This window comes from Methylocapsa palsarum (assembly GCF_900114285.1).
GTDB classification, from domain to species: domain Bacteria; phylum Pseudomonadota; class Alphaproteobacteria; order Rhizobiales; family Beijerinckiaceae; genus Methylocapsa; species Methylocapsa palsarum.
Window position 1 is genome coordinate 14676 of the sequence record NZ_FOSN01000006.1, and the last position, 25981, is coordinate 40656.

Below are 25981 nucleotides of genomic sequence, written 5' to 3' on the forward strand. Positions count from 1 at the left end.
TCATAACGCCTGCTCCATTCTGGAATGCGCCTTGGTGTCGCGCATGAAAACATAACAGATCAGCGACACGAAAATGCACGCGGTCGCATACCAGTAGAAGCCCGATTCGACTCCGCTGTTCTTGAAGGCAAGCGCTACATAATCGACGGACCCGCCAAACAGGGCGACGGTCAGCGCGTAGGGCGCGCCGACGCCAATGGCGCGGATGGCGGTCGGGAAAAGCTCGGCCTTGATGATGGCCGCGATCGAGGTGTATCCGCTGACGATCGCCCATGCCGCGCAGATCAGCAGGAAAGCGGTGAGCGGACTTTTCGTCGCCTGCAGCGCCGTGAGCAGGGGATAGGTGCCAAGCACGCCGAAAATCCCGAATCCGATGAGCAGCGGTTTGCGGCCGATCCTGTCGGAGAGCGCGCCATAGAGCGGCTGGAGAATCACGGCGAAGAGGAGCGAGCCGCTCGTGATCAGCGTCGTTTCGTCGTCGCTCAATCCGACCGACAGGCGCAAGAATTTCTGCATATAGGTTGTGTAGGTGTAGAATGCGGAAGTGCCTCCAATGGTGAGGCCGACGACAAGAAGCGCCGAACGCCAGTTGCGCCCCAGAATTCGCCACACGCTTTCGCTCCGGGCGCGTTTTTGCGCCTCCAGAAAAAGCTGCGATTCGGGCATGTCGCGGCGCAGATAATAGGCCGCGATTGAAAGCAGCGCGCCGATGAGGAACGGAATCCTCCAGCCCCAGGCCTTCAGCTGTTCGGGCGTCAGCAACAGTTTTTGCAGGATCAGCAGGACGAGGACGGCGCAGAGCTGGCCGCCGATCAGCGTCGTGTACCAGACGCCCGAATAAAATCCCCGCCGGTCCGGATGCGCGACCTCGCTCAGATAGGTCGCGCCCGAGCCGTATTCGCCGCCCTGGCTGAGACTCTGCAACAGCCGGGCGATGGCCAGAATGACAGGCGCCGCGACGCCGATACTGGCGTAGGCCGGGGTCACGGCGATGAGCAGAGAACCGAAGCTCATCAGCAGCACGGAGGCGGTCAGCGCATTGCGGCGTCCGCGACGGTCGGCGAAATAACCGAACAGGACGCCGCCAAGCGGGCGCACCAGAAAGGCGGCCGCAAAAAGCGACGCCGCCGCCAATTGCTGCGCGACGGCGTCGCCCGAGGGAAAAAAGGCTCCGGCAAAATAAAGCGAGAACGCCGAATAGGCGTAGATGTCGTACCACTCGATCAGATTGCCGGCCGAGCCGATGAGGATCGCCTTTGTCCGCCGGCTCATGTCATCGGGATCATAACCGTCGGAGATTTGTTCAGCGCTGGTCTTCATTCCCTCTCGTTTCCGGCGCGGCGGCGCCCTCACGCTCGCGTTTTCATCAAGGCCTGCCGCCGGCATTGCGCGACGAGGCCGCCATCCTGCTGAAACGCGCGATGGACGAATTCGACGATGCCCGCGCCGGGCCGGGATCTCGACAGCCGCTTCGAGACGACTTCGCTCGACGCGCTCAGCGTGTCGCCTTCGAAAAGAGGCGCGGGAAAGATCACGTCGGTCATTCCAAGGTTGGCGATCGTGGTGCCGAGCGTCAAATCATTGACCGAGACGCCGATCATCAGTCCGAGGGTGAACAGCGAATTCATCAACGGCCGCCCCCATTCGGTTTCGGTCGCGCAGAAATGCGCGTCGATGTGCAGCGGCTGCGGATTGAGCGTCATGTTCGAGAACAGCATATTGTCCATCTGCGTGACGGTTTTGGTCAGCCGGTGCTCGATCGTCACGCCGATTGTGAAATCCTCGAAATAGAGACCGCCGCGCTGGCGTCGGCGAGGTTCCGGTTTGGGGTCGTCGCTCATGCTTCGTGCTCCAGTGCTTGGCGGGCCCAGCCTTCGCGCGCGTCAGGCGCCATGCTGGTTCGCGGGCGCGGCGGCGGCGTGCATGAGGCCCGCGAGTTTGGCGTATTGAAGCAGGATAATCGTTTTCGCGTCGATGATTTCGCCGCGTTCGACCATCGCCAGCGCTTCGTCGAGGGTCGGCTCCAGGATTTCGATATCCTCGCCTTCGTCCGCAAGCCCGCCGCCGGCGCCGATCCGGTCCCCCGGCGAATATTGCGCGACAAAGAAGGTCAGCCTTTCGCAAAAGCAGCCGGGGCTCATATAGGCCTCGAACAATCGGCGCGGCGCGCGGACCTGAAACCCGGTCTCTTCTTCGGCCTCGCGCACGATTCGCGTCTGCGGGTCCGCGCCCTCGAGCCGTCCGGCGCAGACTTCGATCAGTTTTTCATGGCCCCCGTTGAGGTAGGCCGGAACCCGAAATTGCGAGATGAGCACGATCCGCGAGCGGCCTGGATCGTAGAGCAGGAGCGCGGCCCCGTCGCCGGAATCGTAGACTTCGTGGTCGAGGGTTTGCCGGCCGCCGTCGAATCGCCTGCGGTCCAGACGGATTCGCTGCAGAATTCCATGCCCGCGCGAGAGGATCTGGCGGCTGAGGATAAGAATCGCCTCGACCATCGGCTCAATAACCGAATTGTTCGCGCAGGATCCGCTCGTTCAGCGAATGGCCGGGATCATGAAGCAGTACGAGGTCGGTCGCGTGATCCATCTCGACCTGGACCTGGACGATGTTCTTCAATTCGAAATGATCCGCGACAGCCGCGACCGGACGTTTCTGCGCTTCCAGAATGTCGATCGTGACCCGGGCGGTGTCGGGCAGCAGGGCGCCGCGCCAGAGGCGGGGGCGGAAGGCGGAGATCGGCGTCAACAGGATGAGCGTGGCGTCGAGCGGCAGAATCGGGCCGTGCGCGGAGAGATTATAGGCGGTCGAGCCGACGGGCGTCGAGATGAGCACGCCGTCGGCGGCGAGTTCGCCGAGCCGCTCCTTGCCGTCGATGGTGATGCGCATTTTCGCCACCTGGTAGGATTGGCGCAGGATCGAGACCTCGTTGATCGCGCGCGCCCTGGTGGTGTCGCCGTTTTCGTCTGTCGCGTCCATCAGCAAAGGATGGACGACGGAGGCTTCCGCCTCGTCGAGGCGCTGTTCGAGATCGGGACCATGAAATTCGTTCATCAGAAAGCCGACGGTGCCGCGGTTCATGCCGTAGATCGGTTTGTTTTGACCCATGAACCTGTGCAGCGTCTGCAGCATCAGACCGTCGCCTCCAAGCGCCACGACGACGTCGGCGGACTCGGGGTCGACATTGCCATAACGCGCGACAAGCTCCTGCCGGGCGGCGCCGGCCTCCGGAGCGTCGGAGGAGAGAAAAGCGATGCGCTCGTAGCGATGGCGAGCGCGGGGGCCAGCGGACATGGCTTCGACCGGTCTGTATTCGCCTCATATGATCCGGGGGCGGACGGACATTTCAGCGGCAGCTTTGACATAGCCGCAAGCCGGGGCCGCCGTAAAGCGGCTCGCGTCCGCTATCAGGCGAAGAGCTCGTCGCTGTCCCCGGCGAGGAGAAGCTGCGGAACCTGAATCATCGTCCAGCCGCCGGAGAGGCGGTCGAAAACCCAGACCATGTCGACGCGGCTGAACGGCCATGATTGGGGCGCGCTCGTATCGCCAAGAATGAGATTGGCGATCAGCGGCAGGGTGTTGTGCTTCCAGGCGATCACGGCTGGCCCGGGGGCGCCGAGGACGGCCTCGACCAGGGCTTTTTCCTCGCCTTCGTAAAAATCGCGGTTGAAAGCGGCGTTGTTCCGGCCACGGAGAAAATCGGCGAGCGGAAGCAGCGTATGCTGAGGCCGCAGGCTTGGCGCCTGGGGCCCGGCCTTGCAGGCGTAAAGAACGTGCGGCGTCGCAAGCGCGGGATGCGCGAAATGGTCGCCCAGCGGAGCGAAATAGCGCACGAGCGCGCCCGCGCGCTGCCAGCCGCGGACGGTCAGGCTCTCCTTGTCCTTTTCGCCGCTGAGGCCGACCCCCCTTATCGTCTTGTCCGGACTTGGCCGCTCGGCGTGCCGGATCAGCATGATCTTTTCGCAGGGCATTGGCGTCGATCCATGTTTTGTGTCGCGGGGCGACGCTCGGAACGGGGAGAGGGAAAGCCGCGAAACCGGGGATCTGCGGCGGCATTCGTCGCCGGCGCCTGCAAGAAACCGTCGAAGGTTGTCCCGGAGCGCCGGATCTTATATGTTTTTTCCGAGTCGTCAGCCAACTGGCCGGCGCGGATTCCTGGGCCTCGTCATGACTTCAACTCCGGTTCCGTCGAAACGCTCGTCCAAGGCGCGCCGCGCGGCGAATGGACGCGTCCGGCCTTTGCTCGGTTCGCTGGCCGGATGCCCGTTTCATGATCTGCGCGGAAAGTTGAGCGCGGCCGGACTGCGTCCGACGCGGCAGAGAATGTCGCTCGGATGGCATTTGTTCGCCGGCGGCGACCGCCACCTGACGGCCGAAAGGCTTTACGAGGAGATGCGCGCCTCGCAGGTCTCGATTTCCCTGGCGACGGTGTATAACAGCCTGCATCAATTCACGGAATCCGGCTTGCTGCGCGAAATCGCGATCGACGGGTCGCGGACCTATTTCGACACCAATGTCACCGAACACCACCATTTCCTCGTCGAAGGCGAGAATGAACTCATCGATATTCCGCAAGTCGCGGTCGATCTACTCCGGCTGCCGCCGGCTCCGGCGGGCAAGCGCATCACCCAGGTCGACGTCGTCGTCCGGGTGCGGGACATCGCCCCGGAGCCGACGGAGGACTGACGACTGGCGGGCTGCGCCCCGGAAACCTTCCTCCGCGCATTGCCCTTGCGCGATCTTCCTTTGGGCGGTTCCCTGGCGCGATTTTCCTTCAGACTTCCCCGGATCCTCTTAAAGACCCCTCCAGCAAACGGCGCGAAAAGGCGCCTCCAGAACCTCCGCCTGCAGCCATTTTCTGGCCCTTTGATTTTATTGCGAGGCAAAAAATTGTAAGGGGGAGGCTCGCTTTAACGATTCCGTTCGCCGCGAAAGCGCCTTAAGGGTGCCGGAGAACGGAACTCTTGGCAGTCAGGCTTTCAGATGCTTTCCTCCGACGCTCTTTCGTCCTCAAATACGCCGCGCTCCGGCAAGATTGGCGTGCTTCTGGTCAATCTTGGCACTCCGGACGCGGTGGGCTATTGGCCTGTGCGGCGTTATTTGAAGGAATTTCTGTCGGATCCACGCGTGGTCGATATTCCCAGGATTGTCTGGTGGCCGATCCTGAACCTGATCATTTTGAACCTGCGGCCGCAGCGAAGCTCAAAAAACTACGCCGAGATCTGGAATCGGGAACTTAACGAAAGCCCTCTCAAGACCACCACGCGGGCGCAGGCCGAAAAACTCGCCGACTGGATCAGGGCGGGCGGACTCGATCCGAAAGACAGGCCCGGCGCCGGCGCCGGCCGGATCGCGGTCAGCTGGGCGATGCGCTACGGCAATCCCTCGATCGCGGGGGCGCTCGAAAGCCTGCGGGCGTTCGGCTGCGAACGGATTCTCGTCGCGCCGCTCTACCCGCAATACGCCGCCGCCACATGGGAGAGCGCGGCCGAGAAGGTTGAAGAATGCCTGACGGCGATGGGATGGCGCCCGGACCTGCGGATCACGCAGCCCTATTTCGACGATCCAACCTATATCGAAGCTTTGTCACTGTCGCTGCGGAGCGGCATTTCGCGCCTCGGCTTCACCCCCGAACGCATCCTGATCTCGTTTCATGGCGTGCCGAAATCTACCATCGCCAAAGGCGATCCCTACTCGGCGCAATGTCTTGAGACCTGGCGGCTCTTGCGGGAACACCTCGGCCTTAGTGAAAAACAATGTCCGGTCAGCTTTCAGTCGCGGTTCGGGCGCGCCGAATGGCTGCAGCCGTACACCGACGAAACGGTACGGAGCCTGGCGCGGCAGGGCGTGAAGAATCTCGCGATCGCAGCTCCTGGCTTTTCCGCCGACTGCCTCGAAACAATTTACGAACTGGGCGTGGAGAACCGCGATCTCTTCAAGGAAAATGGCGGAGAGAATTTCGCGGTGATCCCGTGTCTGAACGACAGCCACATGGGGATGATGCTGATCCGGGATCTTGTGGCGCGGGGCATGAAGGGCTGGCTCTAGAGCGTTTTCCAATCGCATGAAGTCATTCGATCGATCAGAAATCGGCCCAGATTCAAAAGCTTGAGCATATTCTTGTCGATCGGATTGATTCAATCCCATCGGGATATGCTCTAGCCGCGAACCCAGCCGGCGCTGCTGGTCTCGCCGGCGCCTGTTCAAGATAAGTTCATAAAGATCATCGATAGGTGTCCGCGGTTCCGATCCTTATGATAACTTATCCATAGCGGTATTGCATACCGCTGACGCTCTCGTTTCAATGGACGACGCATGACCAAGCGAATCCGCAAGGCTGTTTTTCCGGTCGCCGGGCTGGGGACACGATTTCTTCCCGCGACCAAATCGATTCCCAAGGAAATGCTGACCGTCGTTGACCGCCCGGTCCTCCAGCATGTCGTCGATGAGGCGCGCGAGGCGGGAATCGAACAATTCATTTTCGTGACGGGCCGCAACAAGGCCGTCATCGAAGATCATTTCGATATCGCCTACGAACTTGAGGACACGCTGCAAAAACGAGGCAAGCTGAAGGAATACAAGATTCTGACGGATCTGCTCCCGGCCGGCGGGACCGCGACGTTCACGCGCCAGCAATCCCCGCTCGGCCTTGGCCACGCCGTCTGGTGCGCCCGTGAGATCGTCGGCGACGAACCGTTCGCGGTGCTGCTTCCCGACATGGTGACGATGGCCGCCGACTCCAAAAGCGGGCGGTGCCTCGCCCAATGCATCGAAGCCTATGAAAAATTCGGCGGCAACATCATCGCGACCGAAGAAGTGGCGCCAGAAGAGGCGCATCAATATGGCGTCGTTTCGGTCGGCAAGGATTTTGGCCGCTCGTTCGAAATCACCGGCATGGTCGAAAAGCCGCCGAAGGGGACGGCTCCGTCCAACCTCATCATTTCGGGGCGTTATGTGCTCGGTCCGGAAATCTTCGCGATCCTAGAAAAGGGCGAAAAGGGCGCCGGTGGGGAAATCCAGCTGACCGACGGCATGATCGCGCTCGCCCGGACTGAGGCTTTCCATGGCGTGCGTTTCGACGGCAAGACGTATGATTGCGGCTCCAAACTCGGGTTTCTCACGGCGAACGCTGCTTTTGCGCTGGCGGACCCGGACCTCGCCGGGCCTTTCAGGGCGGAATTGAAAAAACTGGCCGGCGGCCTGTAGGCGTCGATCCGCTTGGCCGGGCGCGGTTCGGGGCGGACCTCTCGCATGCGGCTTTTTGAAAATCTTTTACAGGATAAAGCCGCGTTCCGTGACAGGCTGGCCGCCCTCGCCGCCTCGCCCATCTGGCGCCGACTGGCGCTCGCCGCGGCGGACCTCGTCTTCCCGCCCGCGTGTCTGCATTGCCGGGGGGCGACGGAGACGGCCGGTTCGCTGTGTCCGACCTGTTGGAGTCAGGTTCGGTTCATCGAGCGCCCGTTCTGCGAGCGTCTTGGAACGCCTTTCGCGATGGACCTTGGCGCGGAGGGCTTGCTCTCGCCGGAAGCCGTCGCCGACCCTCCGGTCTTCGGGCGCGCCCGCGCGGTGGCGCAGTTTGACGAAGGCCCGGTGCGCGAACTGACCCATCGGCTGAAATACAACGACAGGCTGGAGCTCGCGGGCCAATCGGCGCCTGGATGGCCCGCGCCGGCGGCGACCTTCTGCTCGACGCCGACCTGCTCGTCCCGGTTCCCCTTCACCGCCGCCGGCTGATGTCGCGCCGGTTCAATCAGGCCAACGCCCTGGCGCAGGTGGTTTCGGCGGCGAGCGGCGTTCCGGTCGATCCGTTCCTGCTCGAGCGCGTCAAGCCGACGGCGCCGCAAGTCCGACTGTCCCGTTCGCAACGCGAGCTCAATGTGCAGGGGGCGTTCCGCGTGCGCAAGCAGGTCGCCGCGAAGGTCGAAGGACGCAAGATCGTCCTTGTCGACGACGTCATGACCTCGGGCGCGACCCTCAATGCGGCGGCGCGGGCGCTTTTGCGCGCCCGGGCGGCGCGCGTCGATGTCCTGGTGTTCGCCCGGGCGGCGTAGCAGCCGCCGCGCCGGTCCTGAAGTTCGGACAAAACCCCATCGAACCCCGGAGGGATTGGGCCGCGGCTTCCGCGAGCCTGAAGCTGCGCACTTTTTATGGCCACATTTGGTAAATAGACGACGCCCTCCGCAATAGAAGAAGGGTGTAAATGTTGAAATTCATCAGCGTAAAGATGCTTATCGTACAAATATCGATTGTTATGTTGTGTGTATCAAGCGCGTTTGCCAGCGAAGATTATTTGATCCTGGCCTCATATTACTCGTCCGGTAGCCGGACGGCATGCGGAGAGGCCTTCGATCCTCAAGGATTCACTGCCGCAAGCAGAACTCTACCTTTCGGAACCCGGCTGCACGTGACCAATCCGGCGACCGGACGTTCGGTGATCGTGCGGATCAACGACCGCGGGCCCTATGTCCGGGGTCGGGGGCTCGATCTCGCGAAGGGCGCGGCCGCCGCAATCGGCATGATCGGTCAGGGGACCGCGAAGCTCCGAGTAGCGCGCCTGAATTAGCGCAAGCGAAAGCGCCGTCGCCTGTAAAATGCAGAGCCTGTAAAACGCAGGACTCGCAGGACTGCAGAAATCGCTGTGGATTGTGCTAAACTTTCAGCCGGATCTCATGAATGAGTCGGTTGGCGATGCAAACCCTAGCGCGCGTTCCATTTTTTAAGGGCGTCGAAGACCTCGATTTCGAGAAGTTCGACAGGCTTTGCAGGTGGCGGCGTTTTGACGAGGGAGAACTCGTCGTCGATTTCGAGGACGAATCCTCCGATGTCTATTTCATTATCGCGGGGGAGGTGCGGATTCTGATTCGCACGGTCTCGGGCAAGGAGATTATCCTTGGCGAGAGCAGGGCCGGACAATTCTTCGGCGAAATGACGGCGATCGACGGGGCCAAACGTTCGGCGAACGTCACGGCTCTGACCAATTCCGAACTCTGCATCATGCCGGCCGGCGTGTTTCGCGACGCGCTTTTCTCGTCGCAGATGATTTGCGGGCGCATTCTGCGCCTGTTGACCGGCCGGATCCGTGAGCTCAACGCGCGGCTCACCGAACATTCGATTTTCGATCTGAAGCACCGGCTTTATGCGGAGTTGCTCCGGATGGCTCATCCCCGCGCCGGGAAGCCGGGAGAGCGCGCCGTGACGCCGCCTCCCTTCCATCATGTCCTCGCGGCGCGGATCGGCTGCCGGCGCGAACAGGTGACGCGGGAACTCTCCGCCATGACGCATGATGGCCTGATCGAGAAAACCCGCGGAGCGCTGATCCTCGTCAAACCGGATGTGCTGGCGGCGCGGCTCGACGAGGCGATGCGCGAGGGCGGATGACCGGCGTCGGCTTCGTTTAGAGCGCTTTCCGATCGCATGAAATCATGCGATCGATCAGAAATCGCTCCAGATTAAAAATTTGAGCATAGTCTTGTCGATTGGATTGATTCAATCCGATCGGAATAGGCTCTAGCGAGCGCCATCCGCCGGCTTGAGGTTATGCGGCCTTGGCGAGAACAGCGGGGCCGCGGCGCCGGAATGGCGGATCAGGCTGCGCGCGTCGGGAACGAATTCAAGGCCGTCCCAGGGGCCGGCGACATCGAACTGAAATTGCCGGGCCTCGGGCGCAGGGTCAGAGGTCTTGTCGAACGGAGACGCTGCGCCATGCAGGTTCAGCGCCTGCTCGCCGATATCGGCCTCGCCTTTAAAGTTGAGGATCAGACGGGAGTTGGTCAAGACGCCATCCTCGATGGCGGCGACGCCATGAGCGATCTTTATCTTGAAATGGGCGGCGTCGAACGGCGTCTCCCCGTGCTGAATGTCGGAGGCCAGCGCGAGCGGCTTGATCTCGATCCTGCGCAGCGCCTCGCCGAGGTCGACCCCGTCCAGTTCGCCCCGACCAAAAGCGACGTTGGCGTCCCCTTCGAGGTTGCGCATGACGTCGCTCACGCTTGCGCCCTTGCCTTGTATGTCGACCGAAGCGGTCGCTGGACCGGCGAACCGCCACGGGTGGAGGAGGCTTGCGGCAACCTCGCCGGATTCTACGCCGTTCAGGGCGCCGCTGGCGTGAACTTCGAGGGCTTCGTCGTTGAGAGTCAGGATGGCGCGGCCGTTGATCGAGCCGCCATAGGCTTTGGCGTCCGCGAGAGTGATTTGCAACCGGTTGTTTCTACTCATCAATGAAACCGCCGCGTCCTCGATCTCCAGCGCCGGGAGGACGGTCCTGGCCGCCGAAATCCGCAGGTCGATGTCGGTCAATTTTGACGGTTTGAGGTCAAAGGAATCGTGGTTCCATTGTCCGTCCCGCCCGAGTGGCCTTGGAAGACCGGACAGAAACGGCCGCAGCGACAGCACATTCGCGGCCAGAGTGCCCGAAACCATCGGCGGATGGGCGGCGGCGTCCACGGCGAGCACGCCCTCGAAATCATTGCCGTCGAGCCTCAAACGAAGATCCGAGAATGTTGCGTTCGAGAGACCGATGTCGGCGGCGCAATGCAACGTCATGGCCTCGAACGGACCTGGAAGCGGCGCCATATAGCCGCCTGCCTCTGCGAGTTTTCGTAAGGACGGCGCCGTGGCGATGATTCGGCCGGCGTATCCAGGGTTGGCCGAGCCTTTGAGAACGCCCTCCGTCGTCAGGGTGACGGAAGGAGACCCGACGCTGAGGCTCATGTCGGACTGCTGCCCGCGCAAGACTTCGCTGGGGCGGGCGATACGCGCCGCGAAACTGAAGGTTTCGCCGTTCAATCGCGCCTCGCCGTTGGCGGTCGCGGCCGCGCCGAGTTTACGCCAATCCAGTTTGACGTTGATCTGGTCGATCAGGAAATCGGTTCGTTTGGACCTGCTCGAGAGATGCGCGGCGCCGTCGATAAAGGAAACGGCGCCAAGTCCCCCTTCATCGGCCCTCTTTGCTTGCGGACTGGCCGGCGCGGCGTTCGCCGCGAGGCCGATCGCGCTCTCTGGAGCTGTCGCCGGGCCGCGGTCGAGGTCGACGACCATCTCCGGCTGGTTCAAAATCACCGAGCCGATTTCGAGCCGTCCGCGCAGCAGGGCGGAAATCCGCAAATAGCTTTTGAGAACGCGAGCGTTGATCTGGATGACCCCGGACGCGTCGCTGAGTTCGATATCGCTGATGTTGATATGGGGCTGCGGAAGCACCACCAAAACCGTGGCCCCCTTCGAGACGACGGCGAGCCCGGTCATCTGACGGATCTCGGAAACGATCGCGGCGCTGAGGGCCGCCGTCGAGAACAACCATTGGACGGCGATGGACCCTAACGCCCCGAGGCCGACGACAAGTATGGCCGCCTGAGCCGCCCGCCCGAGGCGTCTCGATCGGGGGGATGAAGGGGAGGCGAGCGGCGCCATTTCAGCCATTGCCGTCAGCTGACCTCCAACGCGCGGGCGCGTCGCCGCCGTAAACTGGTGTCGTCTCGGAATTTGTCACGATCAAGGCGATCTGAATGGACAACTTGCTTCAACTCGCTGGCGCGACAAGTCGTCCCTTATCAATCCCATGAAAGACCAGTGCTGGCAAACGCTGCTGATCCGTATCTTCTCGAAAGCGAGCCGCCGGGTCCGCGCGACAATCGGCTGGGCCTTGGTTCAGCGTTCCGATCCTCGGTTGGCGAGGCCAAATTCCGTCCGCATCAAAAAAGCGAGTTCGTCGGCGCGGAACGGCTTTTCCAGAACGGGGCGGTCGGCATAGGCCGCCGGGAGTCCGGATCGGCCGTAGCCTGTGGTGAAAATAAAGGGGCAGTTCCGTTCAGCGAGGAGGTCCGCGACCGGGTCGACCTGCTGCAATCCCAAGCTCACGTCGAGCAGCGCCCCGTCGATGGTTTCGCGGGCGGCCAGTTCCAAAGCCGCGGCGACGTTCGAGGCGCAGCCGGCGATGGCGAACCCGAGGTCCTGCAACGTGTTCATGATGCTGAGCGCGACAAAAGGATCGTCCTCGACGACGAGTATCCGCCGCTTCGAGTTCACGGTCGCATCGACGAGTGTCATGTTAGTCTCATATCAGCGCCGCTCCTGTCAGTTGCGGCTTGATTTTTCCAGTCCTGGGTGGATCGTTTTCCAGCCTTGGGCGGTTCGTTCCGAGGGAAGCGCGCTATTTTCTCGGCTTGAAAATGAAACCGACGGCCGCTGCCGTTGCGGTCCAGGCCCAGCCGAGAATCAGGAGCACGCCGCCAGCCGGCGCGGCGAAAGCGAAGAGTTTCGATCCGTTAAGCGCGCGCACGCTCAGATCGCCACAAAATAGCAGGCTCCCGATCAGGAAGAAGCTGGCGGCGCCGAGAAACCAGACGCCTGTTTGCGGCGCCGCCACGGAAACGGCGGTGACGGCGATCGCGGCCGCCGCGTGGATCATCAGGAACTCAGCGGCGGTCTGAAGCTTGGGGTCGGCGACGCCATGCGCCGCCATCGCGGCGAGGATGACCCCGCCGCCACCGGCGAGCCCGGCGAAAAACGTCGTCCCGTAGGCCCATTTGCGCATCGCATCCCCTTCAAGGTTCTCGCAAGCTGAACCTTTTGATCTTTACAATATATTACCATCGCCAAACATTACCATCGCCACGGATGGTGGTGCATTTATGGCGCAGGCCGCGCTGGGTCTGGAAGACTCGGCTAAGCTTGGAAGAAACGTCGATGTTTACAAAAGCTTGAGCATATTCTTTTCGATCGGATTGTTTCAATCCGATCGGAATACGCTCTAGAGCAGGATTTTCGAAGCCGGGCCAAACCGATTCGGCTGGCCAGATCCGGAGGGAAGCGATGCGTTCACGGGCCGCAGTTCCGATCGCCGCCGCCGTTGGCCTACTTGCGTTCGCCTCTGGCGCGATCGGGCAGGACAAAGGCACGCTCGCTCCGGCGCCCCTCCCGCCGCTGGCGCATCCGGACGATCCTTCGACACCCGCGAAGGAATTGTTCGGCCGCCAGTCCGGGCCGGCGCCGTTAGCGGCGCGCACGATCGGCTTCTATTCGCGAGGCTGCCTCGCCGGAGGGCGGGCGCTTCCGGTCAATGGCCCCGCCTGGGAAGTCATGCGCCTCTCGCGCAACCGCAACTGGGGTCACCCCGCGCTGATCGCCTTTCTGGAGCGCTTCGCCCGTAAGGTTCCGGCCGTCAGCCATTGGCCGGGCATCCTCGTTGGCGACCTGTCCCAGCCGCGAGGCGGCCCGATGCTCACCGGGCACGCCTCCCATCAGATCGGCCTCGACGCAGACATCTGGCTGACGCCCATGCCCGCCAGGGAACTGACCCTGGCGGAACGCGAGGACATGTCCGCCGTGAACGTCGTCCGCGCCGATCGGCTCGACGTCGACCCGGCGCGCTGGACCCCGGACCATCTCGCGGTCATCAAAGCCGCCGCGCAGGATCCAGGGGTGCAGCGGATTTTCGTCAACGCGGCCATCAAGAAAGCCATTTGTCGGGACGCGGCCGGCGATCGCTCATGGCTGACCAAGGTGCGGCCCTATTATGGGCACGACTATCATTTTCACATTCGCATGGCGTGTCCCGCGGGGGAGGAAGCGTGCCGCGACCAGGACCCCGCGCCGCCCGGCGAAGGCTGCGACGCCTCCCTCGCCCATTGGTTTTCGGATGCGGTCCTGCATCCCAAACCGCCGAAAACCCCGGTGATTCCAAAGCCGCCCATCACCATGGCGCAAATGCCGACGGAGTGTAAAAATATCCTAACGGCGCGCTGAGGATCAGTTATTTGACGTCGGAGTTTTGCTCGATATTGGACGCCGTCACGGCGGCTGACTTAACCCTGACGTGATGAAGTCTGGTCTTGTGGCGGAGCGCCACGCTTCGTCCCATCACGATCGGGCCCTGAACAACGGGGCTTGCGGCGGAAGCGTTCTGAACGGGATTCACTGCGCCTTCAGCGGCCGCGGGCGAGGCGCCGGCGAGAGCCAGGGCCGACGCTAAAACCAACAGGCCTGCTGAAAAGGGGGCGGTTCTTTTTTTCATCGACGCGAAACTCCAGAATGAACCGCCACGCGCCGGCCGACGCCGGCATGAGAATAATTGGCGGCACTTAAATTTTCGGTTGAACTGCCTGATGGCGGGCTTCGCGACTCAGGCGGTAGATTGATTTTCGATCAGCGCGGAGGGTGCTTTTGACTCTGGAGCGATTTCTGATCGATCGCATGACTTCATGCGATCGGAAAGCGCTCTAGCGGAAGAACTTAACCCCTAAACAACAAGGTTTAATGATCCTTTCGCCGATCAAAGTAATGATAGGAATGAATGAGACGTTCGAGTTTTGTTAAAAACGAGAATATTAAAAATTTTGAGAGGCGCGCTGTGCGCCCAGTCACAGCTTAACAGTCACAGCTAAAAAATCACACTTCGCCCAGTTTGGGCCGGCGCAATCCGTCCGGCGGGCGCGGGAAATATCCTTCCTCCTTAATTCGTTGAAATTCCGATTGGGCATGAAACTCCCGTCCCGCCCAAACCGCAATAGCCGCTCGGATTTTTTGCGAGATATTGTTGATGATAACCCTCGGCATAGTAAAATTCCGGCCGGTCAAGGATTTCCGTGGTGACCGGATCAAAGCCGCGGGCCGCGAGCGCCTGCCCGAAAGCCGCCTTGCTCGCTTCGGCGGCGCGCCGCTGTTTGTCGCTTTCGACATAAATGCCGGAGCGATATTGCGTGCCGATGTCGTTTCCTTGACGCATGCCCTGGGTCGGATCGTGACTCTCCCAGAATGTCTTGAGCAGCGTTTCATAGGAGATTTTTTTCGGGTCGAAGGCCACGAGCACAACCTCGTTATGGCCGGTGCGTCCGGAGCACACTTCTTCGTAAGTCGGATTTGGCGTATGGCCTCCCGCATATCCGACGGCCGTCGCGTAGATTCCGTCGCCGAGTTCCCAGAATTTCCGCTCCGCCCCCCAAAAGCAGCCGAGACCGAACAAAGCTGTCTCAATCCCTTTGGGAAAAGGCAGCGCGATCGGGTGGCGCGTCACAAAATGACTGTCCTGAACCGGCATGGGAATCGTTCGTCCGGGCAAGGCTTCCTGCGCCGAGGGCAGGGTCAACGGCTTGCGAAATGTGAACATGACGCCGTTCCCGTGGATAACATGTTGATCTTAGTGAAATGTAAGCTTCGCCTTGTCGCATCGCAATGGCGCCGGCTCTCAAAACTTCGGCGAAATCGCCGCGGGCTTCACCGGCTTGAATAGCCGAATTCCGGCGGCGCCTCGCGGCCGAGCCGGAACAGGACGAGAGCGATGAGGCCGATCGCGAGCCAAACCGGGATATGGGGCAGCGTCGCCAGAACGGGGTCGAACACGAACGCCGGAAGATGCTTTTCGACGGCGCTGTAAAGCGCGGCGGTCTTGATCGGCGCAAGGGCCGTCGCCGCCTGGTCGAGCGGCGTCACGATCAGCCTTCCAGCCGAAAATGATGTCGCGCCGTCGACGATCAGCGCGGCGAAAGCGATCGCTGAAAGAACGAGAGCGGCAAAACGCGCTAATAATCTGAACATTTTCGCTCTTGGGTCAATTTGGCAGGCGCCTTGGCTGCGCCGATTATCGCGGATGAAGGACGAAGATCGAGGTATAGGGACGATTCCCCGGGGCGCAACCTGCGATCCTGTGATTCATCCCGAGGGTTATTATCTCTGGCGAAAGCCTTTTTGCCTCATAGCCCCGGCCATCTTGGCATTGCGTTTGGGAGGGCCCGCACTTATACAATAGGCAGTTCCCTTCATGAATGACGATTTTAGCCTCGCTCGCGAGTGGCCGCGCCATGCCGGTACGTGACGGCGCACCCGCCCAGGGCGCGCTCTTTTTAAATCCGAGCGCACAGGAGAAATAGAAGATGAGCAATGCGCCGCTGATGCCAAAAGCCACCGCCGTTTGGCTGGTGGAGAACACCTCGCTCACGTTTGAGCAGATCGCCAATTTCTGCAAACTTCACCCTCTCGAAGTCAAGGGAATCGCGGACGGCGAAGTCGCGGCGGGCATCAAAGGTCATGATCCGATCACGTCCGGGCAATTGACGCGCGAAGAAATCGCCGCGGCTGAAAAGACCCCGAGCCGTCAGCTTCAGCTGGCGGTGTCCAAGGTTCATCTTCCCGAGCCGAGCCGCAAGCGCGGCGCGCGATATACGCCGCTGTCGCGCCGGCAGGACCGCCCCAACGCCATTCTCTGGCTGGTGCGCAATCATCCCGAACTGAAGGACGCGCAGATCATGCGTCTCGCCGGGACCACCAAGACGACGCTTCAGGCCATCAGGAACCGGACGCACTGGAATTCGGCCGCCCTGACGCCGGCGGATCCCGTCACGCTTGGGCTTTGTTCGCAGATGGACCTTGATTTCGAGGTCAATCGCGCCGCCAAGGATCGTCCTCCGGTCGAGGAAAATCAGGGCCAGACGCTGGTCTCGGCCGAAGTGACGACGCGCGCGCGGGCCGATGAACCGAGAACCGAGGCCGAAGTCTTTGGCAGCGCTTCGGCGCCCGCCGAGGATCACGAGTCCGACATCGATCTCGATTCGGTTTTCTCCAAATTGAAAGACTTACAAATCAAGGAATAAAACAAAGATCTGCAAAACAAGGAATAAAATTGAGAGTCCGGTTGTGATGTTTCGATGAAAAGAGCGCTCCTCAAGCTTCGCCCCATGATCTGGCGTTAGATTGGCGCGAATCGGCGAGGCGCCGTTCCGCGTCTGCGCCGAACCAACGCGCTGGAGAACATCATGACGATACGAGGACTTGGCGCGAGCGGCGCCTTTTTCTTCTGGTTGCTTGCGGCCGCGCCCCTTCCGGCCGCCCTGGCGGCCGATCTCGGTCCAGGTCCATATCCGGGTCCATATCCAGGCCCGGGCGGCGGAGGCTCTCCTGGAGGCGATCGAGGTTATGCCTATGCGCCGCCGCGGGTTTATGACGCGGTCGACGCGAGATGCCGGATCGTTCCCAATCCGCAGCTGGATCTTGTCGGCGACACCGCGCGGTTCCGCCCGACGGCGGTCTGCCTCTCGCGCGGGCTTTACGCGGATTCGCTGGGCTTTCCTCAGGCCCCGGTTCTCTACGGGCCGCTGCGATAAACGCGGGCGTCGGCGTCAAAAAGCCGCTGTCTAGTACGTTTGGGTCACGCGCCGGAGCGAGGGTTCGGATACAAACCATGTCGCGGATGCTTGATGCCTTCGCGACTTTCGGACAGTTCCGCATCTGTTATCGCCCATCAGGTGGAACAAGAGCTGTTACCGAACCGGCCGTCCCGCCCCCCGTATGGGACGGCCGGACCTTTCTTCCGGGCGGCGTCTTCGCGGCTTCTTCGCGCCTGCGTTGGGGAGGGTTTCGGATCGCTCCTTAAGCGCGGTCCATGTCCTCGCGCCCGCGGCGCGTAGAAACGCCTCATCGCGCCCGTTGGCGCAAAACCGCCAAATCCAGCAAATCCCGGCCCTAAGCGCCAGCTCAGGAAAAGCGCGGCCCGCGCCGCGCTTCGGCGAGCGCCCGGGTCAGGGCCGACGCGAAATCGGCCTTTTCTCCAGGTCCGAGAAACGAGCCAATTTCGACGCTCTTTCCACGGGTGACAAGCGCCAGCCGCAGCGTGCCGAATTCCTCGTCGTCCTCGCGTTCGAGGCGCACCCAGGCGGGGTTGAACCGCCATTCCGCCCGCCTGCCGCTGGCGCTGACCTTGGCGAACAGCAGTTCGAAAGGGGTCACGTGAACGTCTTCATAGGCGCGGGCGGCTTTGAAATTCGCGCGGAACGCGAAATAAAAAATCGCCACGTCGAGCCCCATGAACCCCGCGACCGGCCAGGCGCCCATGATGACGAAGGGGAGGCACGAAATCAGGCTGGCGCCGGAAAAGACCATGAAAAGCAGCCGGAAATTGCTCTGCGTCAGCGACCGGTGCGGCGTCAGGCGCGCCGCGAATAATTTGCGGTCTTCAATCCCGACCGACGATGGCGCTTCGCAAGCCAAGACTCCGGATCCTCTTTCGCGCCTGCATTGAATTGATAAACGTTCCACTGAATTTATAAACGACAAATGGTTCAAAAAAATCCATCCAACAAGGCGCGCTCCAGGAAAGTTTCCGGGCGCGCGCTCACGCCGCCTGAAGCTGTCCTGAAGCCGTCCGGCCGCCCTCAAACCAGGTCGGCGTCGAAACCGGGGGCAGGGAGCCTCAAGGCGCCCAGCCCCGCGCGGATCAAGGAAATCTTCCGCCGTTTCGAGGCCGCCGATCCGCATCCGAAGGGCGAACTGGATTATTCCAACGCGTTCACGCTGCTCGTCGCCGTGGTTCTGTCCGCTCAAGCCACCGACAAAGGCGTCAACAAGGCGACGCGGGCTTTGTTCGCCGCGGCGGATTCAGCGCCGAAAATGATGGCGCTCGGCGAGGACAAGGTGCGCGAGTTCGTGAAAACCATTGGTCTGTTTCGCACCAAGGCGAAGCATGTGATCGCCTTGTCGCGGGAGCTTATCGAAAAATTCGGCGGCGACGTGCCGTCCTCGCGCGAGGCCCTCGAGACGCTTCCGGGGGTTGGCCGCAAGACCGCGAATGTGGTCATGAACATCGCGTTCGGCGCGCCGACGATCGCCGTCGACACCCATATATTCCGGGTTTCGAACCGCATTCCGCTGGCGCGCGGCAAAACGCCGATCGAAGTCGAGCGCGGCCTCGAAAGCATTGTGCCGGAAGCCTACCGGCTGCACGCCCATCATTGGCTCATTCTTCATGGGCGTTATGTCTGCAAGGCGCGGCGACCCGAATGCGAACGGTGCATCATCGCAGACCTTTGCGAGTCGGCGGAAAAGCGCGTGTGATCATTTTTGCTTCAACAGTTCCGAGAGCCAGTCGAAGCCGCGATCGACGCAGATGGCAAGCAGCGCGGCGATGATCCCGCCCTCGACGACATAGGCGGGATTGGCCGCCGAGAGCCCTTCAAGGATCGGCGAGCCAAGCGACAAAGCGCCGGCGCTCGACGCAATCGTCGCGGTTCCGATGTTGATGATCACGGCGGTGCGCAGGCCGGCCAGGATGAAGGGCGCCGCCAGCGGCAGTTCGATCCGCCACAACAGTTCAAAGGGAGAAAATCCAATCCCCCGCGCGGCGTCGCGGGCGCTGGCGGGCACGCCGTCGAGGCCCGTGATCGAGCCCTCCAGAACGGGAAGCGCCGCGTAGAGGGCGAGCGCGGCGAGCGCCGGCGGCGCGCCGTAGCCAAGGGCAGGAATCGCCAGCGCGAGAACGGCGACCGGGGGAAAGGTCTGGCCGATCGCGGCCATGGCCCTGACGACGGGCGCGAATTCACGCCCGGACTCGCGTGTCGCGAAGACGCCGAGGCCGATCCCCGCCGCCGCCGCGGCAAGGCTCGATAATGCGACCAGCTGGCAATGCGCGAGGGTGAGTTCGAGAAACGTCGCGCGCGAATAAATGAGATGGCGGTCGTCCGGAAACAGCGCGTGAAACAGGATTCCGGCCGACGGCATGAGGAAAATGGCGGCGACGAGAAGGAGGAAGAGCCACAGGCCTGGGCGGCGGGCGAACCGGCCGGCGGCGGACAATGCGGCGGCCGCGTCAGGTCGCATCTTGACCTTTGATGATGTCGGCGATGTCGATTTCGCTGATTTTGCCGCCGCCCCCGTCCGTCACCGACAGGCGCGAGCAACGGCGCTCGATCATAAGAGCGAGAGCGTCCCTGAGGCTCGCGTCGGCGCCGATGGTTTCGGGCGCCCGCGGCCTCCCCCGCATTCGATCCCGGACGGCGACGAAATCGAGAAGCCGGAGCCCCATCGCCTCGCGGCCGAAAAACTCCCGGACGAACTCATCCTCCGGACGGTTGAGAAGGTCGCGCGGCGCAGCCGTCTGAACCAGCCGGCCGTCCTTCATCACCGCGATATGCGTCGCCAGCCGCAAGGCCTCGTCCATGTCATGCGTGACAAAGACGAAGGTCTTGCCGGTTTCCGCGTGCAGCCGTCGCATCTCGTCCTGCAGACTCGCCCGGCTGACAGGGTCGAGCGCGGCGAAAGGCTCGTCCATCAGGACGATGTCGGGGTCGGCGGCGAGGGCGCGCGCAACGCCCGCGCGCTGCTGCTGGCCGCCCGACAATTGATGCGGATAACGGCGCAGCAGCTCCCGGTCGATCTGCAACAGCGCGGCGATCTCCTCGACCCGGGCCGCGAGCGTTTCGCGGCTCCAGCCGAGGAGACGCGGAACGGCGCCGATGTTCTTTTCGATCGTCCAGTGAGGAAAAAGGCCGACGGACTGGATCACGTAGCCGATTCCGCGCCGCAGCCGCACCGGGTCCATGGCGCGGATGTCCTCGCCGCGCAATTCGATCGCGCCCCGGTCGCAGGCGATCATCGCATTGATCATGCGCAGCACGGTCGATTTTCCGCACCCGGACGGCCCAATCAGGACGAAAAAGGCTCCGCGCCCGATGCTCAGGGAAAGATCAACGACCGCAGGGGCGGCGCCGAACGCTTTGCTGACGCCGCGCAGTTCGATCACGATCCCCTCCGCGCCGCGAGCAGCATCTGAAATCCAAAACTGGCGGCGAGCGCCTGAAGGATGATCGGGATCGCTCCCACAAGAACGAGGTCGAGAGCGTATTGCCCGATGCCCTGAAAAACAAATGCGCCGAGCCCTCCGGCGCCGATGAGGGCGGCGACGGCGGCAAGGCCGATCGCCTGAATGGTCACGACCCGCAGGCCCGAGACGAGCGCCGGCCAGGCGAGCGGCAATTCGACCAGGAGGAAGGTTTGGCGCGCGCTGAATCCCATTCCGGCGGCGGCGTCCTTCACGTCCGCCGCGACCTCGCTGACGCCGGTGAAGAAACCGCGCGTCAAAGGCAGCAGCGAATAAAGCGTCAGGGCGATGATGGCGGGCGCCGCTCCGGCGCCGTTGATCCCCCATGCGCGCAACAAGGGAAATTGCTGGCTAAGGGCCGTGAGCGGCGCCATCAACAGTCCAAACAGCGCGATCGAGGGGATCGTCTGGAGGATTCCAAGGCCTGAAAAGACGAGGCCCCGAGCGGACGGCCTGCGCAGGACGAGCGCGGTGAGCGGCGCGCTGATCGCCAAAGCGAAAAAAACCGCCGACGCGACAAGCACGATATGGCGACGAAGTTCGATGAAGAAAATATCGCGATGGCTGGCGAATTCCTTCGCGAGAGAAAGGTCCGCGAAGGCGCCCGAGTTCGCCGTCAGGGCGAAGCCCGCGCCAAGAGCCGCAATGAGGCCCGCGCGCGCGAGGAGACCAAGATTTGCTCTTTGCGCCGCATCGAGCAAGGCGAGCAAGGCCGTCGCCATCAGGATCCAGAACGCGGCGCCGAGGGAATAGCGCGCGGCGGACGGGTCGGAGAGGGCGAAAAGGCTGGCCAGCCGGCCGGCGCCGGAAAGGCATCCCCAGAGAATCAACATCGCGGCCCCGAAGGTCATCGCCGAGCGCGGCTTGTCCTTTGGATGAAACGCGAGCGCCGCCAGCGCGGCGAGGCCCGCCATCGCCGCTCCCGCCTCGAGCGGAGGGGCGTGCCACAAGGCGGTCGCGACGCCATTGGCGAGGCGGTTTGGCGCGCGATTGAGAAACGATCCGGCGAGAATTCCCGCCGCGCCAAAGCCGGCGAGCGCCAGCAGAACCTGATCATGCGGCTTCGGAAAGAGGACGCCCGCCGCCATCAATGATCACGTCCGCAATGATCATGTCCGCAATGATCAAGTCCGCGCGCGGCGAGGTAGGTTTGCGCGACCTCGCGGGCGGGCAGTCCCTCGATCGCGACTTTTTTGTTCAGGTCGCGCAGGGTGGCAAGATCGAGCCCCGCGAAAACAGGATCAAGCGCGGCGCGGATTTGCGGATAATCTTCGAGCGCGGCCGCCCGAACGACGGGCGTTGGCGCATAGACGGGCTCGGCATGGCGCGGATCGCCGAGCGCAACGAGGCCGAGGGATTCGAGCGCGCCATCGGTGCCATAGGCCATCGCGGCGTTCACGCCGGATATCCCATCGGCGGCGGCCTTGATCGTCGCCGAGGTTTCGCCGCCGGACAGAATCAGAAGCTGCGCGGCGCGCAACTTGAAGCCGTAAATCGTCTCGAAGGCGGGCAGGCCGGCGGCGCTTTCGACGAACTCGGCCGAAGCCGCCAGACGCACCCTGTTTCCGGCGTTGACGAAACGCGCGAAGTCTTCGAGCGTCGCCAGCGAAGCGGCCTTCGCCAGTTTCGCGGGAACCGCGATCACCCAGGTGTTGTCGGCGGGGGCGGGGGTCAGCCAGACAAGGCCGTTGCGCGTTGCGTCGAGCTCCGCCGCGCGGATGTAGCCGCCCTTCGCGTCCTTCCAGATTTCATCGTCCTCCTGATGAAAAAAGAACGCGGCGTTGCCGGTATATTCGACGCTGAGGTCGATCGCGCCCGACAGCAGAGCCGCGCGCGCGATGGCGGTCGGCCCGATCTGCAGCCTGTTTTCGGTTGGAACGCCCGCCCTTTCGAGGGACAGCAAGATCATCTGCCCAAGCAGGCCGCCTTCAAGATCGAGCTTCGAGCCGACCACGACAGGCGCCGCCGCACGGGTTGTTCGCGGCGCCGCGGCTGCAAACGCGCAGATCAGGAGTTCGCGCCGGGTCAAAGCCGACGGCCTCACGACAGCACCACGGTCAGGCGCTCGGCGGCGCGGGTGATGCCGGTGTAGAGCCAGCGGTAGCGGTGTTCGCGGAAAGCGCCGCTTTCATCGAACAGCACCACCGATTTCCATTGCGACCCTTGCGCCTTGTGGACGGTGAGCGCGTAGCCATAGTCGAACTCATCCGAGTCGCGGCGGAATTTCGGGGAGAGCGTGTCTTCGGCGCCCTGGAAGAATTCGGGCGGCACGCCAATCCGCAAGGCCTTGCTCGCAGGATCGTCCTCGGGGACGACCTGCATCGAGATCTTTTTCTTGCGCGTCGCCGAGGCGCTCTTCACGATCCAGACGCCGCCGTTGAGCAGCCCCTTGGTCTTGTTGTTTCTGAGGCAGACCAGCTTGTCGCCCGCCTCGGGAAATTCGGAATCATGCCCGAAAAGTTCGCGCATTCTCTTGTTGTAGGCGCGGCGGGTCCGGTTCAGTCCGACGAGCACCTGATCGGCGGCCGTCACCGCGCCGGAATCGATGTCGCGCCGCAAGATCACCCGGCTTTCGCCGTATGGTCCGGGCGCAAGTCTGCCGCCGTCGCGCACCAGCATCGACATCTTGATGATCGGGTTGTCGGCCGCCTGACGGTGGACCTCGGTGAGCATCACGTCCGCCTCGCCGTCGGTGAAGAAGCCGCCGCCCTTGACCGGCGGCAATTGCGCGGGGTCGCCGAGAACGAGCACGGGTTTGCCGAAAGACAGAAGGTCACGGCCAAGCTCCTCATCGACCATGGAGCATTCGTCGATGATGACGAGGCTCGATTTCGCGACGGCGCTTTCATCGTTCAGCACGAAGGTCGGTTCTTCGGTATCGGTCTCGCGCGGCTTGTAGATCAGGCTATGGATCGTGCGCGCGTCCTTGCAGCCCTTGGAGCGCAGGACCAGCGCGGCCTTCCCGGTGAAGGCGGCGAAGGCGACGTCGCCGTCGGCGTCCTCGGCCAGTTGCCTCGCGAGCGTCGTCTTTCCCGCGCCGGCGTAGCCAAACAGACGGAAGACCTGCGGCTCGCCGCGTTTCAACCATTCCGAAACGGCCTTGAGAGCGCCGTCCTGTTGCGGCGACCAGGTCATCTTGGAGCCTTTTGGTGCGGGGAGGGATGAGATTGGTTGAAAGCCGCATACCACCTGAAAAGACCAGAACCGGCAAGGGGTTCGTCTTTGCGTCGGCGCAGGATCTCGAGCTGGAACGGGGGGCGGACAAACGAAGGCGACGGCGACCGGCGTCGCTTTTCGGCGTCATGCTCTGGCGCGCTCGCCGCGCGTCGCGTAAAAGTCGAATGCAATCAAGAATAATCGCAAGAAGAATTCTTAAGGGGAAATACCCATGAGGCGTCTCGTCTGGACCATTGCATTGTGCGGTTCTGCCCTTCCGGCCGCCGCCGAAGAGCCGCTGGCGGCGTCTCCCGGCGCGAAGCTCCTGTTCGCGGCGCAGGCGCAGGGCGTGCAGATCTATTCGTGTCAGGCCAAAGACCCGTCCGGAAAAGACCCGGCTTATGGCTGGGTTCTGACCGGGCCCCAGGCGGTCTTGACCGGCGCCGACGGGCGCCAGATCGGCGTGCATTCCAAAGGGCCGTCCTGGATTTTGGCCGACGGCTCGAAGGTGACCGGCGCGATCGTCGCCAAAGGGGCTTCGCCGCAGGAGGGCGCAATCCCCTGGCTCCTGCTGCGCGTCGATTCGCACGAAGGGTCAGGGCGTCTCGACGGGGTCAGCGAGATACGGCGGCTGAACACCAGCGGCGGCGCGGAGCCGGGCGAGAGCTGCACTAGCGCCCGCGCCGGGGAAGTCGCGCGGGTTCCTTATTCGGCGACCTACGAATTCTACGGCACCTGACCGGCGATTATACTATGCTCCGCTTGCGCTCCGGCTTGCCCAGGTTGTAACAGCAAAGCTGGAAAGCGGGAGTCGGGATGAGCGCAGCTGTGGTCGGAATTATCGGGGGATCTGGCGTCTATGACTTGCCGGGCCTCGAAGACGTGCGCGAATTGACCTTCGAGACGCCTTGGGGAGAACCGTCCGATCCGCTGCGCCTCGGCCGGATCGGCGAGACGAAGGTGGTGTTTCTGGCCCGCCATGGCCGCGGCCATCGATTGTCCCCCTCCAGCATCAATTATCGCGCCAATATCGACGCCCTGAAGCGGGCGGGCGTGACCGATATCGTCTCAGTCTCCGCCTGCGGCTCCTTCAAGGAGGATCTCTATCCCGGATTGTTCTTGCTGGTGGATCAGTTCGTCGACCGCACATTCGCGCGGCGGAGCTCCTTCTTCGGCGACGGCTGCGTCGCGCATGTCTCTATGGCGCATCCGGTCGCGCCTTTGCTGCGAGGCCGGATCGCGGCCGCCGCGGCGGCTGAGGACATCCCCTGCGTGACCGGGGGGACCTACGTCTGCATGGAAGGTCCGCAATTCTCGTCGCTCGCCGAATCGCAAATGTACCGATCCGCTGGTTTCGATGTGATCGGCATGACCGCCATGCCCGAAGCCAAGCTCGCGCGTGAGGCGGAAATATCCTATGCGACGATCGCCATGGTCACCGACTACGATTGCTGGCATCCTCATCACGATGACGTCGATGTCGCCTCTGTGGTCAAGATCGTTCAGGCCAATTCCGGGGCGGCGTCGCGCCTGCTCGGGCGGCTCCTGCGCGATTTTCCGGCCGAGCACGAGCCCTGTCCGATCGGATCCGACCGCGCGCTCGACAACGCCATCATCACCGCTGCCCCCGCCCGAGACCCGGCTCTTTTGAAAAAACTCGAGGCGATCATGTTTCGGTTCGACCAGCCATGACGATACCGTTCGACCTGAAGAACAGCATCCGCACCATCCCGGATTATCCGAAGCCGGGAATCATGTTCCGCGACATCACGACCATGCTGGGCGACGCGCGCGCGTTCCGCTGCGCCATCGACGAACTGGTGCAGCCCTGGTCCGGCGCCAAGATCGACAAGGTCGCGGGCATGGAGGCGCGCGGCTTTATCCTCGGGGGCGCGGTGGCGCATCAGCTCTCCGCCGGCTTCGTGCCGATCCGCAAAAAGGGGAAGCTGCCGCACACGACGGTCAAGATCGCCTATTCGCTGGAATATGGCCTCGACGAGATGGAGATCCATGACGATGCGGTCGTGGCGGGCGAGCGCGTGATCCTTGTCGACGATCTCATCGCCACGGGCGGCACGGCGACCGGCGCCATCCAGCTTTTGAAGCAGATCGGCGCCGATGTCGTCGCCGCCTGTTTCGTGATCGATCTGCCCGCGCTTGGCGGCGCGAAAAAAATCGAGGACCTCGGCGTGCCTGTCCGCACGCTGATGTCGTTTGACGGGCATTGAGACGATCGGGTCAGGAACGTCC

29 protein-coding genes and 1 pseudogene are annotated in these 25981 nt (G+C 62.8%); 13 read left to right on the top strand and 17 right to left on the bottom strand.

The genetic code is table 11. From position 1 onward, the window contains the following. From BM177_RS08075 to BM177_RS08095, 5 genes are all read right to left on the bottom strand, one after another. Positions 1–1320: an MFS transporter gene (locus BM177_RS08075; protein ID WP_244532208.1), complete on the bottom strand. Its 1320-nt coding sequence runs from the start codon at positions 1318–1320 to the stop codon at positions 1–3. Between the two features lie 29 nt (positions 1321–1349). After that, positions 1350–1841 (bottom strand): MaoC family dehydratase, encoded by a 492-nt coding sequence (locus BM177_RS08080; protein WP_091680941.1) that lies wholly within the window; start codon positions 1839–1841, stop codon positions 1350–1352. 42 nt (positions 1842–1883) lie between these two features. Then, positions 1884–2495 carry an NUDIX domain-containing protein gene (locus BM177_RS08085; protein WP_091680944.1) on the bottom strand — a complete coding sequence of 204 codons (612 nt, stop codon included), beginning with the start codon at positions 2493–2495 and terminating at the stop codon, positions 1884–1886. Positions 2496–2499: 4 nt separating this feature from the next. Further along, positions 2500–3291 (bottom strand): NAD kinase, encoded by a 792-nt coding sequence (locus tag BM177_RS08090; protein WP_091680947.1) that lies wholly within the window; start codon positions 3289–3291, stop codon positions 2500–2502. A gap of 113 nt (positions 3292–3404) precedes the next feature. After that, on the bottom strand, positions 3405–3968 hold the full coding sequence (locus BM177_RS08095) for a hypothetical protein (protein WP_091680949.1): 564 nt from the start codon (positions 3966–3968) through the stop codon (positions 3405–3407). 196 nt (positions 3969–4164) lie between these two features. Between BM177_RS08095 and irrA the strand changes: the two genes are divergently transcribed. From irrA to BM177_RS08125, 6 genes and pseudogenes are all read left to right on the top strand, one after another. Continuing rightward, positions 4165–4683, top strand: a complete 519-nt coding sequence (irrA, locus tag BM177_RS08100) for an iron response transcriptional regulator IrrA (protein WP_091681305.1) — start codon at positions 4165–4167, stop codon at positions 4681–4683. A gap of 297 nt (positions 4684–4980) precedes the next feature. Beyond that, on the top strand, positions 4981–6045 hold the full coding sequence (gene hemH, locus BM177_RS08105) for a ferrochelatase (protein ID WP_091680951.1): 1065 nt from the start codon (positions 4981–4983) through the stop codon (positions 6043–6045). 267 nt (positions 6046–6312) lie between these two features. Beyond that, positions 6313–7203 carry a UTP--glucose-1-phosphate uridylyltransferase GalU gene (gene galU / locus BM177_RS08110; protein WP_091680953.1) on the top strand — a complete coding sequence of 297 codons (891 nt, stop codon included), beginning with the start codon at positions 6313–6315 and terminating at the stop codon, positions 7201–7203. Between the two features lie 45 nt (positions 7204–7248). Next, positions 7249–8048 (top strand): annotated as a pseudogene (locus tag BM177_RS08115) (ComF family protein). Positions 8049–8197: 149 nt separating this feature from the next. Continuing rightward, on the top strand, positions 8198–8560 hold the full coding sequence (locus BM177_RS08120) for a septal ring lytic transglycosylase RlpA family protein (RefSeq protein WP_425284382.1): 363 nt from the start codon (positions 8198–8200) through the stop codon (positions 8558–8560). A gap of 125 nt (positions 8561–8685) precedes the next feature. Then, positions 8686–9375, top strand: coding sequence for a Crp/Fnr family transcriptional regulator (locus tag BM177_RS08125; protein WP_091680956.1), 690 nt, complete (start codon positions 8686–8688; stop codon positions 9373–9375). A 129-nt stretch (positions 9376–9504) separates the two neighbouring features. Here the strand turns inward: BM177_RS08125 and BM177_RS08130 are convergent, their stop codons facing one another. From BM177_RS08130 to BM177_RS08140, 3 genes are all read right to left on the bottom strand, one after another. Then, positions 9505–11412 (bottom strand): AsmA family protein, encoded by a 1908-nt coding sequence (locus BM177_RS08130; protein ID WP_091680958.1) that lies wholly within the window; start codon positions 11410–11412, stop codon positions 9505–9507. A 228-nt stretch (positions 11413–11640) separates the two neighbouring features. After that, positions 11641–12039 carry a response regulator gene (locus BM177_RS08135; RefSeq protein ID WP_091680961.1) on the bottom strand — a complete coding sequence of 133 codons (399 nt, stop codon included), beginning with the start codon at positions 12037–12039 and terminating at the stop codon, positions 11641–11643. 103 nt (positions 12040–12142) lie between these two features. Beyond that, positions 12143–12526, bottom strand: coding sequence for a DUF423 domain-containing protein (locus BM177_RS08140; protein WP_091680964.1), 384 nt, complete (start codon positions 12524–12526; stop codon positions 12143–12145). 278 nt (positions 12527–12804) lie between these two features. On the opposite strand from BM177_RS08140, the gene mepA reads away from it, so the two are divergent. Further along, entirely contained in the window at positions 12805–13737 is a 933-nt protein-coding gene (mepA, locus tag BM177_RS08145; protein WP_091680967.1) for a penicillin-insensitive murein endopeptidase, read from the top strand. A 7-nt stretch (positions 13738–13744) separates the two neighbouring features. Here the strand turns inward: mepA and BM177_RS08150 are convergent, their stop codons facing one another. The 3 genes from BM177_RS08150 to BM177_RS08160 form a co-directional block, all read right to left on the bottom strand. Further along, entirely contained in the window at positions 13745–14005 is a 261-nt protein-coding gene (locus tag BM177_RS08150; protein ID WP_091680969.1) for a hypothetical protein, read from the bottom strand. Between the two features lie 438 nt (positions 14006–14443). Further along, on the bottom strand, positions 14444–15097 hold the full coding sequence (gene msrA / locus BM177_RS08155) for a peptide-methionine (S)-S-oxide reductase MsrA (protein ID WP_091680972.1): 654 nt from the start codon (positions 15095–15097) through the stop codon (positions 14444–14446). A 107-nt stretch (positions 15098–15204) separates the two neighbouring features. Continuing rightward, complete coding sequence (locus BM177_RS08160) at positions 15205–15525, bottom strand: hypothetical protein (RefSeq protein ID WP_091680977.1); 321 nt, start codon at positions 15523–15525, stop codon at positions 15205–15207. Between the two features lie 335 nt (positions 15526–15860). On the opposite strand from BM177_RS08160, the gene BM177_RS08165 reads away from it, so the two are divergent. Then, positions 15861–16577, top strand: a complete 717-nt coding sequence (locus BM177_RS08165) for a DUF1013 domain-containing protein (protein WP_091680979.1) — start codon at positions 15861–15863, stop codon at positions 16575–16577. Positions 16578–16739: 162 nt separating this feature from the next. Continuing rightward, a complete protein-coding gene (locus BM177_RS08170) occupies positions 16740–17087 on the top strand; it encodes a hypothetical protein (protein WP_091680981.1) in 348 nt (115 codons plus the stop codon). Between the two features lie 370 nt (positions 17088–17457). Here BM177_RS08170 and BM177_RS08175 read toward each other — a convergent pair whose 3' ends face one another. Continuing rightward, on the bottom strand, positions 17458–17970 hold the full coding sequence (locus tag BM177_RS08175) for a DUF2244 domain-containing protein (protein WP_175492534.1): 513 nt from the start codon (positions 17968–17970) through the stop codon (positions 17458–17460). 66 nt (positions 17971–18036) lie between these two features. On the opposite strand from BM177_RS08175, the gene nth reads away from it, so the two are divergent. After that, positions 18037–18813 carry an endonuclease III gene (gene nth, locus BM177_RS08180; protein WP_091680983.1) on the top strand — a complete coding sequence of 259 codons (777 nt, stop codon included), beginning with the start codon at positions 18037–18039 and terminating at the stop codon, positions 18811–18813. Here the strand turns inward: nth and BM177_RS08185 are convergent, their stop codons facing one another. The 5 genes from BM177_RS08185 to BM177_RS08205 are packed head-to-tail and all read right to left on the bottom strand — an operon-like array spanning position 18814 to position 23710. Further along, complete coding sequence (locus BM177_RS08185; protein ID WP_091680986.1) at positions 18814–19575, bottom strand: ABC transporter permease; 762 nt, start codon at positions 19573–19575, stop codon at positions 18814–18816. Next, positions 19565–20497 carry an ABC transporter ATP-binding protein gene (locus BM177_RS08190; protein WP_091680989.1) on the bottom strand — a complete coding sequence of 311 codons (933 nt, stop codon included), beginning with the start codon at positions 20495–20497 and terminating at the stop codon, positions 19565–19567. Before BM177_RS08190 ends, BM177_RS08185 begins: the two co-directional genes overlap by 11 nt. Continuing rightward, positions 20494–21663: an ABC transporter permease gene (locus tag BM177_RS08195; RefSeq protein ID WP_091680992.1), complete on the bottom strand. Its 1170-nt coding sequence runs from the start codon at positions 21661–21663 to the stop codon at positions 20494–20496. The genes BM177_RS08190 and BM177_RS08195 overlap by 4 nt, the downstream gene beginning before the upstream one ends. Continuing rightward, entirely contained in the window at positions 21663–22619 is a 957-nt protein-coding gene (locus BM177_RS08200) for an ABC transporter substrate-binding protein (RefSeq protein ID WP_091680994.1), read from the bottom strand. The genes BM177_RS08195 and BM177_RS08200 overlap by 1 nt, the downstream gene beginning before the upstream one ends. Further along, positions 22616–23710, bottom strand: a complete 1095-nt coding sequence (locus tag BM177_RS08205; RefSeq protein ID WP_091680997.1) for an ATP-dependent DNA helicase — start codon at positions 23708–23710, stop codon at positions 22616–22618. Before BM177_RS08205 ends, BM177_RS08200 begins: the two co-directional genes overlap by 4 nt. Positions 23711–23963: 253 nt before the next feature. Here BM177_RS08205 and BM177_RS08210 point away from each other — a divergent pair, with 253 nt between their 5' ends. The 3 genes from BM177_RS08210 (at position 23964) to BM177_RS08220 (ending at position 25959) form a co-directional block, all read left to right on the top strand. Continuing rightward, positions 23964–24470 (top strand): DUF3455 domain-containing protein, encoded by a 507-nt coding sequence (locus BM177_RS08210; protein ID WP_091680999.1) that lies wholly within the window; start codon positions 23964–23966, stop codon positions 24468–24470. Positions 24471–24547: 77 nt separating this feature from the next. Continuing rightward, positions 24548–25423: an S-methyl-5'-thioadenosine phosphorylase gene (locus BM177_RS08215; protein WP_091681002.1), complete on the top strand. Its 876-nt coding sequence runs from the start codon at positions 24548–24550 to the stop codon at positions 25421–25423. Beyond that, positions 25420–25959: an adenine phosphoribosyltransferase gene (locus tag BM177_RS08220; protein ID WP_091681004.1), complete on the top strand. Its 540-nt coding sequence runs from the start codon at positions 25420–25422 to the stop codon at positions 25957–25959. Before BM177_RS08215 ends, BM177_RS08220 begins: the two co-directional genes overlap by 4 nt. Positions 25960–25981: the final 22 nt, after the last annotated feature.

Excerpts from the sequence above, each read along its gene's own strand:
- BM177_RS08120 (WP_425284382.1), top strand. The coding sequence starts at position 8,198 with ATGTTGAAATTCATCAGCGTAAAGATGCTTATCGTACAAATATCGATT.
- mepA (WP_091680967.1), top strand. The coding sequence starts at position 12,805 with ATGCGTTCACGGGCCGCAGTTCCGATCGCCGCCGCCGTTGGCCTACTT.
- BM177_RS08090 (WP_091680947.1), bottom strand. The coding sequence starts at position 3,291 with ATGTCCGCTGGCCCCCGCGCTCGCCATCGCTACGAGCGCATCGCTTTT.
- BM177_RS08080 (WP_091680941.1), bottom strand. The coding sequence starts at position 1,841 with ATGAGCGACGACCCCAAACCGGAACCTCGCCGACGCCAGCGCGGCGGT.
- BM177_RS08165 (WP_091680979.1), top strand. The coding sequence starts at position 15,861 with ATGAGCAATGCGCCGCTGATGCCAAAAGCCACCGCCGTTTGGCTGGTG.
- BM177_RS08195 (WP_091680992.1), bottom strand. The coding sequence starts at position 21,663 with ATGGCGGCGGGCGTCCTCTTTCCGAAGCCGCATGATCAGGTTCTGCTG.
- hemH (WP_091680951.1), top strand. The coding sequence starts at position 4,981 with ATGCTTTCCTCCGACGCTCTTTCGTCCTCAAATACGCCGCGCTCCGGC.
- irrA (WP_091681305.1), top strand. The coding sequence starts at position 4,165 with ATGACTTCAACTCCGGTTCCGTCGAAACGCTCGTCCAAGGCGCGCCGC.
- nth (WP_091680983.1), top strand. The coding sequence starts at position 18,037 with ATGGTTCAAAAAAATCCATCCAACAAGGCGCGCTCCAGGAAAGTTTCC.
- galU (WP_091680953.1), top strand. The coding sequence starts at position 6,313 with ATGACCAAGCGAATCCGCAAGGCTGTTTTTCCGGTCGCCGGGCTGGGG.
- BM177_RS08095 (WP_091680949.1), bottom strand. The coding sequence starts at position 3,968 with ATGCCCTGCGAAAAGATCATGCTGATCCGGCACGCCGAGCGGCCAAGT.
- BM177_RS08150 (WP_091680969.1), bottom strand. The coding sequence starts at position 14,005 with ATGAAAAAAAGAACCGCCCCCTTTTCAGCAGGCCTGTTGGTTTTAGCG.
- BM177_RS08130 (WP_091680958.1), bottom strand. The coding sequence starts at position 11,412 with ATGGCTGAAATGGCGCCGCTCGCCTCCCCTTCATCCCCCCGATCGAGA.
- BM177_RS08205 (WP_091680997.1), bottom strand. The coding sequence starts at position 23,710 with ATGACCTGGTCGCCGCAACAGGACGGCGCTCTCAAGGCCGTTTCGGAA.
- BM177_RS08135 (WP_091680961.1), bottom strand. The coding sequence starts at position 12,039 with ATGACACTCGTCGATGCGACCGTGAACTCGAAGCGGCGGATACTCGTC.
- BM177_RS08220 (WP_091681004.1), top strand. The coding sequence starts at position 25,420 with ATGACGATACCGTTCGACCTGAAGAACAGCATCCGCACCATCCCGGAT.
- BM177_RS08210 (WP_091680999.1), top strand. The coding sequence starts at position 23,964 with ATGAGGCGTCTCGTCTGGACCATTGCATTGTGCGGTTCTGCCCTTCCG.
- BM177_RS08075 (WP_244532208.1), bottom strand. The coding sequence starts at position 1,320 with ATGAAGACCAGCGCTGAACAAATCTCCGACGGTTATGATCCCGATGAC.
- BM177_RS08140 (WP_091680964.1), bottom strand. The coding sequence starts at position 12,526 with ATGCGCAAATGGGCCTACGGGACGACGTTTTTCGCCGGGCTCGCCGGT.
- BM177_RS08085 (WP_091680944.1), bottom strand. The coding sequence starts at position 2,495 with ATGGTCGAGGCGATTCTTATCCTCAGCCGCCAGATCCTCTCGCGCGGG.
- BM177_RS08185 (WP_091680986.1), bottom strand. The coding sequence starts at position 19,575 with ATGCGACCTGACGCGGCCGCCGCATTGTCCGCCGCCGGCCGGTTCGCC.
- BM177_RS08170 (WP_091680981.1), top strand. The coding sequence starts at position 16,740 with ATGACGATACGAGGACTTGGCGCGAGCGGCGCCTTTTTCTTCTGGTTG.
- BM177_RS08125 (WP_091680956.1), top strand. The coding sequence starts at position 8,686 with ATGCAAACCCTAGCGCGCGTTCCATTTTTTAAGGGCGTCGAAGACCTC.
- BM177_RS08215 (WP_091681002.1), top strand. The coding sequence starts at position 24,548 with ATGAGCGCAGCTGTGGTCGGAATTATCGGGGGATCTGGCGTCTATGAC.
- msrA (WP_091680972.1), bottom strand. The coding sequence starts at position 15,097 with ATGTTCACATTTCGCAAGCCGTTGACCCTGCCCTCGGCGCAGGAAGCC.
- BM177_RS08160 (WP_091680977.1), bottom strand. The coding sequence starts at position 15,525 with ATGTTCAGATTATTAGCGCGTTTTGCCGCTCTCGTTCTTTCAGCGATC.